Raw genomic sequence first — 12,894 nt, 5'->3', positions numbered from 1 at the left:
TTTAATCTTCGAATCTGCTGCTGTGCGGGGCAGTGGGGTATCACTCCATCCACGCGCCGAAGTTACTGACCAGTAGCAGTTCCGCAGGTCGGCAGACCCACCTCTCCAGGACCGGATCGACTGGCATGGCGCACCGGTACAAAAAGATGGCCGATTTTTACAATCGAGACACCGCACTGCGGGGGCAACATGGAGCGCACACCCCCACGACCGCCCCCGCAAGCCGAGCGCACGCAAATCCACGAGAAAGAATTCCTCCGACAACAGGCCCGGCAAAAGTACCGCTGCACCGGCCGAAACCAACTTTCCGTAACCCGATTATCCGGGATGCACATTCCCGATAGAACGCCGCACATCTGCCGAAAACACGAGCAGGGTGCGGCTTTTGCATGCCCTTTCCAAGAAAGACAATCCCAACGCTGGACTACCAATCATGTTGCACCACATGATGATCGGTGATCCGTTTTCCCTCACTACCCACTGGAAGTACCGGTGAGGTGATGGAAACGCAACCGATTCCGCGTTTAATGGATGCGACACAAGCGCTGTTTACATTTCTCTCCATGACACGCAATCGAATGATCTTCAACGCATTCCAGATGAATACCGTCTCGCACACCTATCACGGTCTGTGGCGCAATCCGAAAACCACCCAGGTGCACTTCGACACCCTCGATACGTGGGTCGACCTCGCCAAGACGCTCGAACGCGGCAAGTACGACGCCCTGTTCCTGGCGGACGTCGTCGGGATCGATCCCGCGTACGAGGGCAAGTGGAACGCGTACATCGAGGAGGGACTACACATGCCCTGCCACGACCCGGCTGCTCTCTGCGCTGCTCTCATCGGGGCGACCGACAACCTCGGACTGACGTTCACCAGCTCGATCCTCACCGAGCACCCCTTCAGCTTCGCTCGCAAGATGTCGACGATGGATCACCTGAGCAAGGGGCGAATCGGGTGGAACATCGTCACCAGCGCCACCCACTCGGCCGCGCAGAACTTCGGTTTCGACAAGATCGTCGAGCACGACGAGCGATACCGCTGGGCCGACGAGTACATGAAGGTCGTCTACAAGCTGTGGGAAGGATCGTGGGACGACGGCGCGGTGCTCGCCGATCGTGAAGCCGGGGTATACGCCGATGCCGACAAGATCCACCGGATCTACCACCAGGGCGAGCGTTACAAGGTCCTCGGCCCACACATGGCGTCCCCGTCCCCGCAGCGCACACCGGTCATGTATCAAGCCGGATCGTCGAAAGTGGGACGTGAGTTCGCATCTCGTCATGCCGAGGCCACGTTCGTCGTGTATCCGACGATCGAGGGAGCTCGCAAGGGAATCGCCGAGCAGCGCAAGGAAACAGTGGCCGCCGGCCGCAACGCCGGTGACCTCAAGTTCATCCAGGGCTTCTCGTTCGTCGTCGGGTCCACCGAAGAAGAGGCCTGGCGCAAGTCCGCCGAGATCGACGAGGACATCAGCTATCGAGGCCTGGCCGCACATATCGGCCGCGATATGGGCATCGACGTGTCCGGCCTGGACCCGGACATGCCGATCGAGCAGACCTCGATGTCGGGAGTGCAGGGGTACGCCCGCATGTTCGAGGACTCCAACAACGGACAGAAGGCCAAGGTCTCCGATCTCGTCGGGGCCCTGTCCTACGCCAGCCGCATGGTGGGCACCCCCGAGCAGATCGCGGATCAGCTCGAGCAGTGGCAGGACGCGGGCGTGGACGGCGTCAACCAGATCATCCAGTACTTCCCACAGTCGGCGGAGGACTTCGTCGACCACGTCATCCCGGTGCTGCAGGAACGTGGACTCGCGCAGAAGGAATACGGATCCGGCACGTTGCGCGAACGCATGTTCCCGGAGATCGGCCCTCAGCTCCCCGATCGGCACGCCGCGGCCAAGTACCGAGGTGCCTTCGTGCGCGACGCCGAGGTCAGTGGCACGGGCGGAACACACGTCGACTGGGTCACCGCGGGCGTCTGACACGTCGCCGCAGCTCTCACACATCGCTCTCCGCAGGACGGGGGATGGCCGCACTCGGCGGCCATCCCCCGCTCGACCACCCCCAGCACTGAAGAACGGCGGTCACACATGACCCGGATGGCAACACCACCCTCACTCACGCTCGTCGACGTCTCCGACGACACGAGCCTGCTTCGCAAGACATTCGCACTGTTCCCGTCGGGCATCGTCATGTTGTCGGCCGTCATCGACGACGTGCCGGTCGGTCTCGTGGCGTCCTCCTTTCAGGTAGGGATCTCCGCCGACCCGCCCCTCGTGCTGTTCGCTGTGCAGCACACCTCGACCACCTGGCCGAGGCTGCGCAGAGCGCCGCGCCTCGGGGTGTCGGTGCTCAGTGGACTCCACCGATCCTTGATCGGTCAGCTGTCCTCGAAGTCCGGAGATCGATTCGACGGGATCGACTCGTTCACCTCCGAGACCCAAGCGCATTTCATCGGCGGTGCCGCAGCACACCTCGAGTGCAGCATCCACAGCGAGATTCGAGCCGGCGACCACGACGTCGTGCTGATGGAGGTGCACCGCATGGGCAGCGACCCGAGCACCGAACCCCTCGTATGGCACGGATCCACCCTGCGGTCCCTGACCCCACCCGAACCCACTCACTGACCTCGACGCGAACGGACCCCTCATGCTCACCACGAATATGGCTGTCGCACTGTCTCTCACACCGACCGACCAGTCGGATCCACGGTGGCTGACCGACCCACCGGTCACCGAGACCGTTCACATCCGGGCAGATGACCTCGCCACGGCCCAGCTCGCCCGAGCCCGCCTGCGTGCAGCGCACAACGACCGTGAGCACCGGACAGATGCGCCGTCGGTCGTTCTCGACGTCGCGGTTCACATAGCGCACGACGCGAGAACAGCGCGCACTGAACTGGCCGACGCACGAGTCCAGGCCCCCAGGACCGTCTGTTACATCGGCACACCGTCGGGTCTGGCCGGACTCATCGCCGACATCGAGGCAGCACACGTCGCAGACGGGGTGACGATCGTTCCCCTGCTCGACACTCATCGCGCCGAACTCGAATGCTCCCTCCTCGACGAGGTCCTGCCGATGCTGCACACCAGGGCAGCCCACTGCGAATCGACGTACCGCAGAACGGCCTGACGCGCGACGACCGCCACGGTCGAGGTTGTTACGCCGGGGAAATACAGCTGTCGATCAGGCGATCTATCGTCGGTTCCAGTGGACATGCCGACACCACGGGAGGAGGGCCATCGTGCCGTACTGGTCCACGTCCGGGCTGAGCCCCCAGGAGCAGGTGAGCTACTGGGGTGACGTGGTGTGCGAGGCCTTCACACCGTTGGCTCCCCATCGAGGCCGCTCGCAACGAGACCGCAGCTCCGTTCCCGACGGTGTCCCGGGTTGGGTCGACTCTCAGGAACTGGCGGTGGTCAACTGCGCCGAGATCTCCTCGGTCACCCAGGTCCTCAAACACGGTCGACGTGAAGTCACGCGCGCGCCGCTCGACGCAGTGTTCGTCAACCTCCAGCTGGAAGGAACATGCCTCGCGGAGCAGGACGAACGCCGCTCGCTGATCACGCCTGGTTCGATCACCGTTTTCGACACCACCCGCCCGTACCAGATGGAGTACCGCGAGACCGAGAGCAGAGAGATGTGGAAAGTGCTCTCGTTCCGAATCCCGCGGGAGCTGTGGAATCCCGACGCGGTGACGGGCACCAGCATCGACACCACGACGGGTGCGGGTGCACTGGTGGGATCGATGATGTCGGTTCTGTGGAAGGAGAGCTCGACGCTCGACCCCGGCGCGCTCGCGACACTCGATCGATCGTTCGTCGACGTGCTGACCGCGGTGGCCGGATCGACGACGAACACGCGCGAGTCGGAGACACGCGACAACGCCACCCGAATGATGCTGCGCCACTACATTCGCACAGCCCTACCGTCCGGCCGCGTCAGTGCCGACGCCGCAGCGCGCGAGGCGATGATCTCGACCCGCACGATGCACCGCCTACTGAACGCAGCAGGCACCACCTTCTCCGAATGTGTGCGCCACGAACGCATGAACGGCGCGATACGAGACATCCTCACCGCGGATCCCGCGGTCACCCTCGGCGAGATCGCCGCCCGGTGGGGCTTCTACGACAGCTCGCACCTGACGCGTACATTCCGTCGTCAATTCGATTGCACGCCCATGGAGTACCGGACGCGTCACCGCGACGCCGGAACTCGGACCCCTTCCTGACCACCGTCGGAGCATCCGATTTGCCCGAATAGGAACAACGGGCCCCTCCCCGACCGTTGAACGGATCATGACGACCTACAAAACTGTCAATCCTGCCGACGGCACAACTGTCAAGGAATTCGAGACTCTCGACGCGGCCGGCGTCGAGCGCGCACTGGCCGACGCACACGCCGGTTTCCAGACGTGGCGCAAGACCTCACCGAAGCACCGTGCCGAAATTCTGCACAAGGTCGCCGACCTCTACACCGAGCGTTCCGACGAACTGGCCCGAACCATCTCGATCGAAATGGGCAAGCCCCTCACCGAATCCCAAGGCGAGGTGGAGCTGTCGTCGAACATCTACCGCTACTACGCCGACAACGGCCCCACGCTGCTCGAGGACGAGGCGCTCGACGTGCCCGGCGCGGAAGACACTGTGCTGCAGCGCAAGCCGGTGGGAGTCCTCGTCGGCGTCATGCCGTGGAACTTCCCGTACTACCAGGTGGCCCGGTTCGCCGGCCCGAACCTGATGGTGGGCAATACGATTCTGCTCAAGCACGCACCGAATTGCCCGCAGTCGGCTTTGCTGATGGAGGAGATCTTCGAGCAGGCCGGACTCCCCCAGGACGCGTACATCAACATCTTCGCGACCAACGACCAGATCGCCGACATGATCGCCGACCCACGCGTGCAGGGTGTTTCGCTCACCGGTAGCGAGCGGGCCGGCACCTCGGTCGCCGAAACCGCAGGACGCAACCTCAAGAAGGTCGTGCTCGAGCTCGGCGGCTCGGACGTGTTCATCATGCTCGACTCCGACGACATGGACGCCACGGTCGAGTCCGCAACCCGGGCGCGGCTGTCCAACGCAGGCCAGGCCTGCAATGCCGCCAAGCGCATCCTCGTCGCCGAGGAGTACTACGACGACTTCGTCACCAAGCTCACCGCATCGTTCGAGGCCGTTCAGACCGGTGACCCGTTGGACGCGAACACCACCCTCGGCCCGCTGTCGTCGCAGACCGCCGCCGACACGTTGATCGAGCAGATCGACGACGCCGTCGCCAAGGGCGCAACACTGCTCACCGGTGGCAAGAAGATCGACGGGCCGGGTGCATTCGTGCAACCGACGCTGCTCACCGACGTCACCCCGGACATGCGTGCGTACAGCGAAGAGCTGTTCGGACCAGCAGCGGTGATCTACAAGGTCGAAAGCCCGCAGCAGGCAATCGAACTGGCGAACTCCTCGGCATACGGCCTGAGCGGCTCGGTGTGGAGCGCAGACCTGGACAAGGCTCGCGACGTGGCCGAGCAGCTCGAGGTCGGCATGGCCTTCGTCAACGAACACGGCACCACACTGCCCGGCCTGCCGTTCGGCGGCGTCAAGCGCTCCGGCGTCGGCCGCGAACTGGGACCGTGGGGCATGGACGAGTTCGTGAACAAGAAGCTCGTCAGAGTTTCAGCGAAATAGATCCGTTGACATGGCTCCCCGGGCAGTTGTCCGGGGAGCTTTGTCATGCCGCGGTCATACTGTTCCGATGATCGTCGAACATGCTTTGTTGCACGTCGTCCCCAGTCGAACCGACGAATTCGAGGCCGCGTTCGCCGACGCGACGTCGATCATCTCCTCGATGCCGGGGTTCGTGAAGCTGACACTGTCCAAGGGCATCGAGCAGCCGAATACGTATCTGCTGCTGGTGCAGTGGGAACGCCTCGAAGACCACACCGAAGGCTTTCGACAGTCCGACCGGTATCAGGACTGGAAGACCCTGTTGCATCACTTCTACGAGCCGTTTCCCGTCGTCGAGCATTTCGAACCGATATCGAAGGCCTAAGAGATAGGTTCGAGTCTCGTCCCAATCGCCGCTCCGAGGAGATTTTCGTGGCCAACGCTTCGTCGTTCGTATCCAAGCAGGACGACATCGAGATCAGCACCTACACCTGGACCACATCCGTCGATCCGGCTCGCGGCGTCGTACAGATCGCGCACGGACTCGCCGAACACGGCAGCCGCTACGCCCGCTTCGCCGCCGCGCTGAACGACGCCGGATTTCACGTCGTCGCGTCCGATCATCGCGGCCACGGAGAGTCGATCGTCGACACACCGGGCGACTTCGGGGCTGCCGCGTTCGCCGGGTTGTGGGCCGACATCGAGCAACTCGGCGAATCGTTGCTGAACGAGTACCCGGACCTGCCACTGTTCCTGTTCGCTCACTCGATGGGTTCGTTTGCCGCGCAGCATGTTCTGATCGAGCGATCGGATCTGTACGAGGGTGTGGTGTTGTCGGGATCGACCACGCTGGACGTTCTCGCCGCCGGAATGGCCGACGCCCCCGCCGGGGACCTGAGCGTGTTCAACGCCGCCTTCGAGCACCGCACCGGATACGAGTGGCTCTCTCGCGACGAGGCCGAAGTGGACGCCTATGTCGCCGACCCGCTGTGTGGCTTCGACCTCCCCGAGTCGACGGTCCCTGCCTTGTTCGGTGAGGCCGAGAAGCTCGCCGATCCACACAACCTCGAGCAGATCCGTTCCGACCTGCCACTCCTGATCACGTCGGGAACCGACGATCCGCTCGCGGGCGGAGGTCAGTTGATCGAAACCCTTGCTGCCCGATACCGCGAGGCCGGCATGAGCGACGTGACCGTCACTCTGTACCCCGGTGCCCGCCACGAAATTCTCAACGAAACCAACCGCGACGAGGTCACCGCGAACATCGTCGGCTGGCTCACCGACCGCGCCGGATAGACCTACCGCTTTCGCAGCTGCACGGGCTGCCCGTCCTCGGGAAAGGGCAGGGACGTGAAGTTCAGTGGCGCAACGTAATCGGGATCGACCGACCAGTCGAACCGCAGCAGCAGGTGATGCATGATCGTCTTGATCTCCGCGCCGGCGAAGAACATCCCGATGCACTTGTGCACGCCGCCGCCGAACGGCTCCCACGCGTAGCGATGAACCTTGTCCTCACGACGGTCGTCGGCGAATCGGCCGGGGTCGAACTCCTCGGGGTTGGGCCAGTACTGCGCCATGTGGTGCGTGAAGTGCGGGGCGACCGACGCATACGTCCCCGCGGGGACGAACTTGCCCTGCACCTCGGTGTCCTTGATTGCGCGGCGGGCGACCACCGGGGTCGGCGACACCAAACGCAAGCATTCCTTCATGACCAGATCGACACTGGGCAGTTCGTCGAGCTGCGCCAGCGTCGGCGCATCGGTGCCCAGCGACTCGGACTCGGCACGACACTTGTTCTGCCACTCCGGATGCTGGCCGAGGTACTGCATCATCGTCGAGAGCGTGATCGTGGACGTGTCGTGCGCAGCCATGAGCAGGAAGATCATGTGGTCGATCACTTCGTCGTCCGAGAAACGCTCGCCGTTGTCCCCTTCGATGTGGCACAGAACCGAGAAGAGGTCGTCGGTTTCCTGTGCGCGCCTCGCCGGTAGGTAGCGGCGGAAGAAGTCGTCGAGCACAGCCCGGCCGTCCAGCCCCCGCTTCCAGCGGGTACCCGGAACCCGATAGCGCACGATCGAGGTTGCGGCCTGGACACACGCCACGAAACTGGCGTTGAGTTCTGCGATGTCGGCATCGGTACTGTCCTCGGCCCCGCCCATGAAGATGGATGTTGCGACCTCGAGCGTCAGCGCTTTGAGCGCCGGGTAGACCTGAAAGTCGCGTCCGCCCTGCCAGGCGTCCAATCCTGTTGCCGTGACGGGGTTCAACGCGTCGACGGATTTGGTGAGCCGATCGCGAGTGAACGCCTGCTGCATGATTCGGCGGTGCCGGAGATGCACCTCGGAGTCGAGCAACATCAGGCCGCCGTGAAAGAACGGTCCGATCAGCAGAGACCATCCGTCACCGTTGACGAACGCCTTGTCCGCGTTCTGCAGCACCTGCTGGCACGCGTTCGGCCCCAGGACGGTGATCCACTTCTGGCCGGCCATCGTCAACCACGACACCTCGCCGTACTTCTCCCACCGACTACCCAACAGCTTGAGGGGGTCGCGGATGTACTCGAGGGTGTGACCGATTACCGGCAGACCGCCATCGCCGAACACCGGCTCGAGCGTTGAATCAACAGGTGGAGCAGCCAAAGCACGTGCCATTGTCGACCTCCATACATCTGACAGAGCGTCCTGTCAGATGAGATGTAGTCTGCGTCACACGCGCTCCGTCTGTCAAGATCTATCCATGGCCTCCACCACGCGCCGCTACAACGGCATGAGCGCCGACGATCGCCTTGCCGACCGTCGGGCCCGTTTGCTCGATGCCGGGCTCGAGGTATTCGCGGCCGCCGGGGCCAAGGGTGCAACCATGACCGCCATCTGCGCGCACGCCAAGCTGACCGAACGCTATTTCTACGAAAACTTCAGCAGCAGAGACGATCTACTCGAACGAGTGGTGGATTCGATATCCGACGAGATCCGAGCCAAGGCGCTCGACGCGCTGCACTCCCCCGCGCCTACCGTCGAGGAACAGGTGCACAACGCCATCGCCGCGTTCGTCGGCGTGCTCACCGAGGACCCACGTAAGGGCCGCGTCGCAATGATCGAATCGCTGGCCGTCGACTCACTCCGGGCGTACCGACGAAAGTCCATGCGCGCCTTCGCCCATCTGGTTGCCGAACAATCACGCGAACTCTACGGTGAGCAGGCTTTTCCGCACCCGCAGTCGGAGATCAACGGCCTACTGTTCATCGGCGGACTCGCCGAACTCGTGATTGCCTGGCTGAACGACGAAATAGACATCACCCCAGGCGACATCGTCGACGCCGCAACCCGGCAGTTCATCGCGACGGCGCACCGCTGAGGTGCCTTCGGCAGTGGTGTGATCAGGTGCCCGCTGAGGCACTCGAACGCACCACTGCGCCGAAGGCGCACTCCTACCGGTCGAAGTGTGCCTTCGAGATCTGGCCGTGCACGCCGACCGTCTTGTCGACCACCTGCGACACAGTGAAGTTCGCGGCGGCGGAGAGGTACGCATACGCCGTCGCGCGGTCCATGCCGAGATCTGCCTCCAGGAAGTCCAGAGCATTGACCACAGCGCGGCGCATGGCGGCGTTGAGATCCGAACTCTGGCCGCCGACGGCACCGTCCGGATCGGACAGGCCGATCGGGATCCACGAATCCTCGTTCTCGGCAAAGGGATACGAGTACGCGACGGACGGTGCGTCTCCACTGCCTGCTTTGCAGACGGTCAGACGGAAGGTGCCGCGCAGCGACCCCTCCATCGCGGTGAGCGCCACCTCGCCGTCGCCCATCGCCATATGTGGATCACCGACGTAGAACAACGCGCCCTCGGCGAACACGGGGAGATAGAACGTCGATCCGACACCGAGCAGACCGACATCGATGTTGCCGCCGCCGAGCGTCGGGGGAATCGAATTGGCGTTCGGTGACGTCAGACCCGGGTCACTGGCGAACGCAACGCCCATCATGCCCATGAACGGTCGCAGTGGAAAGCGCACGGCCGCATCGCCGTACCGCATCACGCCCTGCCCGTCCTCGACCGCGGTGAACGTGGACACGTTGCCGTACTGCGTCGGGTCACCCGACTTTCTGCCATCGCTTCCGATCGGCGGCATGACCTCGTCCAGGCTGATACCTGCAGGTGCCTCACCGGACGCGGTGACCGCCAGAGATCCCTTGCCGTGCCTGCTCGACACCACGCCGTACGGAACGCGTGGAATCGCCTCGAGCGTCTCGATCTTGAGCACGTCGCCGCGCTGCGCACCCTCGACGAACACCGGGCCCGTCACCACGTGCGGTCCGTCGACGTCGAAGTTGCGGACCGTCCGGTCGTACCCGCCGGCAATGTCGATCGCGTCCTGCAGCACATCGGACTCGGAAACACCTTTGCCGCCGAAGAACTCGACGGGGTCGCGGCCCTGGTCTTCGAGGATCCCCTCATGGCTGAGCGCGTCGATGGTCACCGTTTCACCGGACTTCATCTGCAGCACCGATTCGGACTCGACCGTCGGGACGTAGCCCCACAGGACCTTGTCGACCTCCGAGCTCAGGTAGTGATCGCCGGAGATGTCGCCGGCTCCGGGCTGAAGAATCCCTGCAGCGGTAGGTGCCGGTGCCGACGAACTCGAGGCGGAGGTGCTCGTCGACGGGGTCGAACACGCTGCCGTTCCAGCAATTCCGACGCCCGCGCCCAAGGCGGCGACCGCCTGGATGAATCCGCGACGACCGATCCCCTTGGTGATCGTCTCCGCTGCCTGCTCCGCCATCGACCGCGCCATGATGCCTCCTGAATTGTCCGAATCTCGAACGTAGATCAGGGGTGTTTCTCGGCAGTTACGAACGCGCGTCGCCCCAATTGCTCAGCTGGGGTCGCTGCCCCCGATTGCCGACCACCAGAGCGCGGTGACTGCAGCCAGCAGACTGACTGCGACGAACTGAGCGAATCCTCCCCCGTCGACGATCAGCCACAGCAGGCCGATGAACGGGCCGGCCACCGCGGCGGGGGCGTCGAGCATGATTCGGCGGCGTAGCGATCCGAATCTTTCACTGCGCGTGCGTAGATCGGACTCGTTGAGACGAGGGGCGTCGAGGGGGGTTCCGGGAGGTAACGAGGTGCGACGACGCCCCGACGGCAGCGCAACTATCCCCGGTTCGACGACAAAGGCCCGGCGTCCGAGAATCGACCTGCTCATGCGGGCATCGGCATCGGGGACGATCGCCAGCAGCCCGGTGTGGAAGTAAACCGGGTACCAGGCCCGCCCTTTGTTACCGTGCACCTCCAGGTAACCGCGCGACCGCATGCGGTGCTCAAACCGCACCCGTCGCACAGTGGTGCGTACAGTTCCGGACTCGGCTGACCGGCGGGCGAGCACCGTGCACGCTACCGACCAACCCGTCCAGACAAGGACCACGAGCGCAACGAACACACTCAGTGGAGCTATGACGACAACGGTCGATGCCGCGACAACCAGAGTGGCTGCCGCGACACCGACCGGATAGCCGAGCCCGTTCCTTATTTCAGGAACCCGACCTTCGACATGTCGATGTCGCCGAATCCTGGTGCACCGAAGTTGGCGAGATTGGACTTCGTCGCGTACGTCGACGGACGCTGGAACATCGTCAGGCTGTGGCCCTCGGCCCAGATCGCCTTGTCCGCTTCGTTGTAGTCGGCGATACGTGCATCGTCGTCGAGCTCGGCTGCGGCCTTGTCGAGTAGTCCGTTGATCTCCTCGGACCCGACCTGGCCGTAGTTCTGCAACGTACTGCCGGGCGTCAAACGGAAGATGCCGTCACTGCTGGAGGTGTACGGCGTTCCTTCCCAGGTGAAGTGCGTGACGTCGAAAGCACCGACCAGAATGTACTTCTCGAAGAAGTCGTCCGACGGCACCGCGTCGATGATGAGGTTGGCGCCGACAGCCTTGAGGTTCTGCTGGATGATCTGCGCTTCCTGCGTCGCATTCGGGGTATCGGCAGGAATGATGTCGTGCAGATCGAGCTGTTGGCCGTCCTTGGACCGGAAGTCACCGTTCATCGTCCAGCCCGCAGCGTCGAGCTCGGACTTGGCCTTCTCGGGATCGAAGGTGATATCGCCGTTGTTGGCCTGGTAACCCTTCTGTCCGTCGACGTAGATGTGGCTGTTCAGCACAGTCGGACTGGAGGTGATCTGGCCGAGCTGGGAGGTAGCCAGGTAGTCGCGGTCGATCGCCTTCATCAGAGCCAGCCTTACCGCCTCGTCCGAGGTGATGCGTCCGGGCGCGCCATTGAAATCGAAGTGGCGGTACTGCGGACCCAGGCTCTGCCGCAGGTCGATGTTCGGGATACCCCGGGCGACCTTGAATGCATCAGCGCTGCTGCCTAGTTCGTAGTAATCGATCTCGCCACTCTGCAACGCGCCGATGGAGGCCGTGGTGTCGAGAGGCAGGAACGTGATGGTGTCGAGCACCGCTGGATTTTCGCCCCACCAATCAGGATTGCGCTCCGCAATGATGCGTTTACCGCCGGGCTCGATGTTCCGGATACGGAACGGGCCTGCGGTGGCAGGCATCGTGCTCACGGATCCCGTGTTGAATGCGTCGACGCTGTTCACCGACTCTGCGGGCATCAGCGGGGAGAACAGCGATGGCCAGTCCGCGAACTTCTCGGCAAAGGTCAGAATCACCTGTTGGTCGTTCTCGCCACGCACGACGGATTCGACCTTGTCGTACCCGGCAGTGGATGAAGCCTCGTAAGCCGGGTCCTTTCCGCTGGTCGACGTCCACGTCGCCACGAGGTCTGTGTAGTCCAGCGACCTCCCGCTGCTCCACTTGGCCTTGGGATTGATGTTGTAGGTGATGACCTGCTTGCCGTCGACCTCCGACTCGGTGATGTCGGTGAAGAAGTCCGTGTCCACCGTCAGACTCGCGTCGGCTGCAGCGGTGAACGACCTCGGCATCAGCGCGGCGTAGAACCGCGAGGTATCGACCGTTGTGCCGTCGATTTGGTAGTAGTTGTAATTTGTCGGCACCTGCGAGAGCGGGAAGTTCATGTTCCCGCCCTGTTGCAGATCGCTGATCGGATGCGGATTGATCTGCGCACCGCTGTCGAAGGACGCAGGCGCATCGGGGTTGGGCCCGGTATCGCCGGAGCTGCACCCCGCCACCAGTCCCACAGTCGTCACGGCCACCGCGATCGGGACCAGTGCCCGAAATAGCTTGGCTCTCATCAGTTCACCTTTCTCAGTG

General features: G+C 63.5%; 12 protein-coding genes. 8 read left to right on the top strand and 4 right to left on the bottom strand.

Annotated elements, in window-relative coordinates:
- Positions 1 to 563 precede the first annotated feature (563 nt).
- The 7 genes from CH294_RS17850 (at position 564) to CH294_RS17820 (ending at position 6,956) form a co-directional block, all read left to right on the top strand.
- Positions 564 to 1,988 carry an NtaA/DmoA family FMN-dependent monooxygenase gene (locus tag CH294_RS17850; RefSeq protein WP_052047713.1) on the top strand — a complete coding sequence of 475 codons (1,425 nt, stop codon included), beginning with the start codon at positions 564 to 566 and terminating at the stop codon, positions 1,986 to 1,988.
- Positions 1,989 to 2,105: 117 nt separating this feature from the next.
- Positions 2,106 to 2,633 (top strand): flavin reductase family protein, encoded by a 528-nt coding sequence (locus CH294_RS17845; RefSeq protein WP_212709810.1) that lies wholly within the window; start codon positions 2,106 to 2,108, stop codon positions 2,631 to 2,633.
- Positions 2,634 to 2,655: 22 nt separating this feature from the next.
- A complete protein-coding gene (locus tag CH294_RS17840) occupies positions 2,656 to 3,138 on the top strand; it encodes a hypothetical protein (protein ID WP_094738686.1) in 483 nt (160 codons plus the stop codon).
- 112 nt (positions 3,139 to 3,250) lie between these two features.
- Entirely contained in the window at positions 3,251 to 4,237 is a 987-nt protein-coding gene (locus tag CH294_RS17835) for a helix-turn-helix domain-containing protein (RefSeq protein WP_249305362.1), read from the top strand.
- Positions 4,238 to 4,304: 67 nt separating this feature from the next.
- A complete protein-coding gene (locus CH294_RS17830; RefSeq protein WP_094738685.1) occupies positions 4,305 to 5,681 on the top strand; it encodes an NAD-dependent succinate-semialdehyde dehydrogenase in 1,377 nt (458 codons plus the stop codon).
- A 67-nt stretch (positions 5,682 to 5,748) separates the two neighbouring features.
- Entirely contained in the window at positions 5,749 to 6,045 is a 297-nt protein-coding gene (locus CH294_RS17825) for an antibiotic biosynthesis monooxygenase (RefSeq protein WP_094738684.1), read from the top strand.
- A 47-nt stretch (positions 6,046 to 6,092) separates the two neighbouring features.
- Positions 6,093 to 6,956, top strand: coding sequence for an alpha/beta hydrolase (locus tag CH294_RS17820; RefSeq protein WP_052058134.1), 864 nt, complete (start codon positions 6,093 to 6,095; stop codon positions 6,954 to 6,956).
- Between the two features lie 2 nt (positions 6,957 to 6,958).
- Here the strand turns inward: CH294_RS17820 and CH294_RS17815 are convergent, their stop codons facing one another.
- Positions 6,959 to 8,311: a cytochrome P450 gene (locus CH294_RS17815; protein WP_094704313.1), complete on the bottom strand. Its 1,353-nt coding sequence runs from the start codon at positions 8,309 to 8,311 to the stop codon at positions 6,959 to 6,961.
- Between the two features lie 85 nt (positions 8,312 to 8,396).
- On the opposite strand from CH294_RS17815, the gene CH294_RS17810 reads away from it, so the two are divergent.
- Positions 8,397 to 9,014, top strand: a complete 618-nt coding sequence (locus tag CH294_RS17810; protein ID WP_170944772.1) for a helix-turn-helix domain-containing protein — start codon at positions 8,397 to 8,399, stop codon at positions 9,012 to 9,014.
- 73 nt (positions 9,015 to 9,087) lie between these two features.
- On the opposite strand, the gene CH294_RS17805 is transcribed toward CH294_RS17810, so the two are convergent.
- The 3 genes from CH294_RS17805 to CH294_RS17795 all read right to left on the bottom strand — a co-directional run bounded on the left by CH294_RS17805 (position 9,088) and on the right by CH294_RS17795 (position 12,875).
- Positions 9,088 to 10,452 carry an acetamidase/formamidase family protein gene (locus tag CH294_RS17805; protein WP_094738683.1) on the bottom strand — a complete coding sequence of 455 codons (1,365 nt, stop codon included), beginning with the start codon at positions 10,450 to 10,452 and terminating at the stop codon, positions 9,088 to 9,090.
- 81 nt (positions 10,453 to 10,533) lie between these two features.
- Positions 10,534 to 10,992 carry a hypothetical protein gene (locus CH294_RS17800; protein ID WP_141216517.1) on the bottom strand — a complete coding sequence of 153 codons (459 nt, stop codon included), beginning with the start codon at positions 10,990 to 10,992 and terminating at the stop codon, positions 10,534 to 10,536.
- A 194-nt stretch (positions 10,993 to 11,186) separates the two neighbouring features.
- Entirely contained in the window at positions 11,187 to 12,875 is a 1,689-nt protein-coding gene (locus CH294_RS17795; RefSeq protein WP_170944771.1) for an ABC transporter family substrate-binding protein, read from the bottom strand.
- Between the last annotated feature and the right edge of the window lie 19 nt (positions 12,876 to 12,894).

This window comes from Rhodococcus sp. 14-2483-1-1 (assembly GCF_002259335.1).
Lineage (GTDB): Bacteria > Actinomycetota > Actinomycetes > Mycobacteriales > Mycobacteriaceae > Rhodococcoides.
The sequence above is the reverse complement of the archived record's forward strand: the minus strand, read 5'-3'. Positions and strand labels throughout refer to the sequence as shown.

What these genes read in the sequence shown, in the direction of transcription:
- CH294_RS17850 (WP_052047713.1), top strand. Translation starts at nt 564, where the DNA reads ATGACACGCAATCGAATGATCTTCAACGCATTCCAGATGAATACCGTC.
- CH294_RS17845 (WP_212709810.1), top strand. Translation starts at nt 2,106, where the DNA reads ATGGCAACACCACCCTCACTCACGCTCGTCGACGTCTCCGACGACACG.
- CH294_RS17840 (WP_094738686.1), top strand. Translation starts at nt 2,656, where the DNA reads ATGCTCACCACGAATATGGCTGTCGCACTGTCTCTCACACCGACCGAC.
- CH294_RS17830 (WP_094738685.1), top strand. Translation starts at nt 4,305, where the DNA reads ATGACGACCTACAAAACTGTCAATCCTGCCGACGGCACAACTGTCAAG.
- CH294_RS17825 (WP_094738684.1), top strand. Translation starts at nt 5,749, where the DNA reads ATGATCGTCGAACATGCTTTGTTGCACGTCGTCCCCAGTCGAACCGAC.
- CH294_RS17815 (WP_094704313.1), bottom strand. Translation starts at nt 8,311, where the DNA reads ATGGCACGTGCTTTGGCTGCTCCACCTGTTGATTCAACGCTCGAGCCG.
- CH294_RS17810 (WP_170944772.1), top strand. Translation starts at nt 8,397, where the DNA reads ATGGCCTCCACCACGCGCCGCTACAACGGCATGAGCGCCGACGATCGC.
- CH294_RS17805 (WP_094738683.1), bottom strand. Translation starts at nt 10,452, where the DNA reads ATGGCGCGGTCGATGGCGGAGCAGGCAGCGGAGACGATCACCAAGGGG.
- CH294_RS17795 (WP_170944771.1), bottom strand. Translation starts at nt 12,875, where the DNA reads ATGAGAGCCAAGCTATTTCGGGCACTGGTCCCGATCGCGGTGGCCGTG.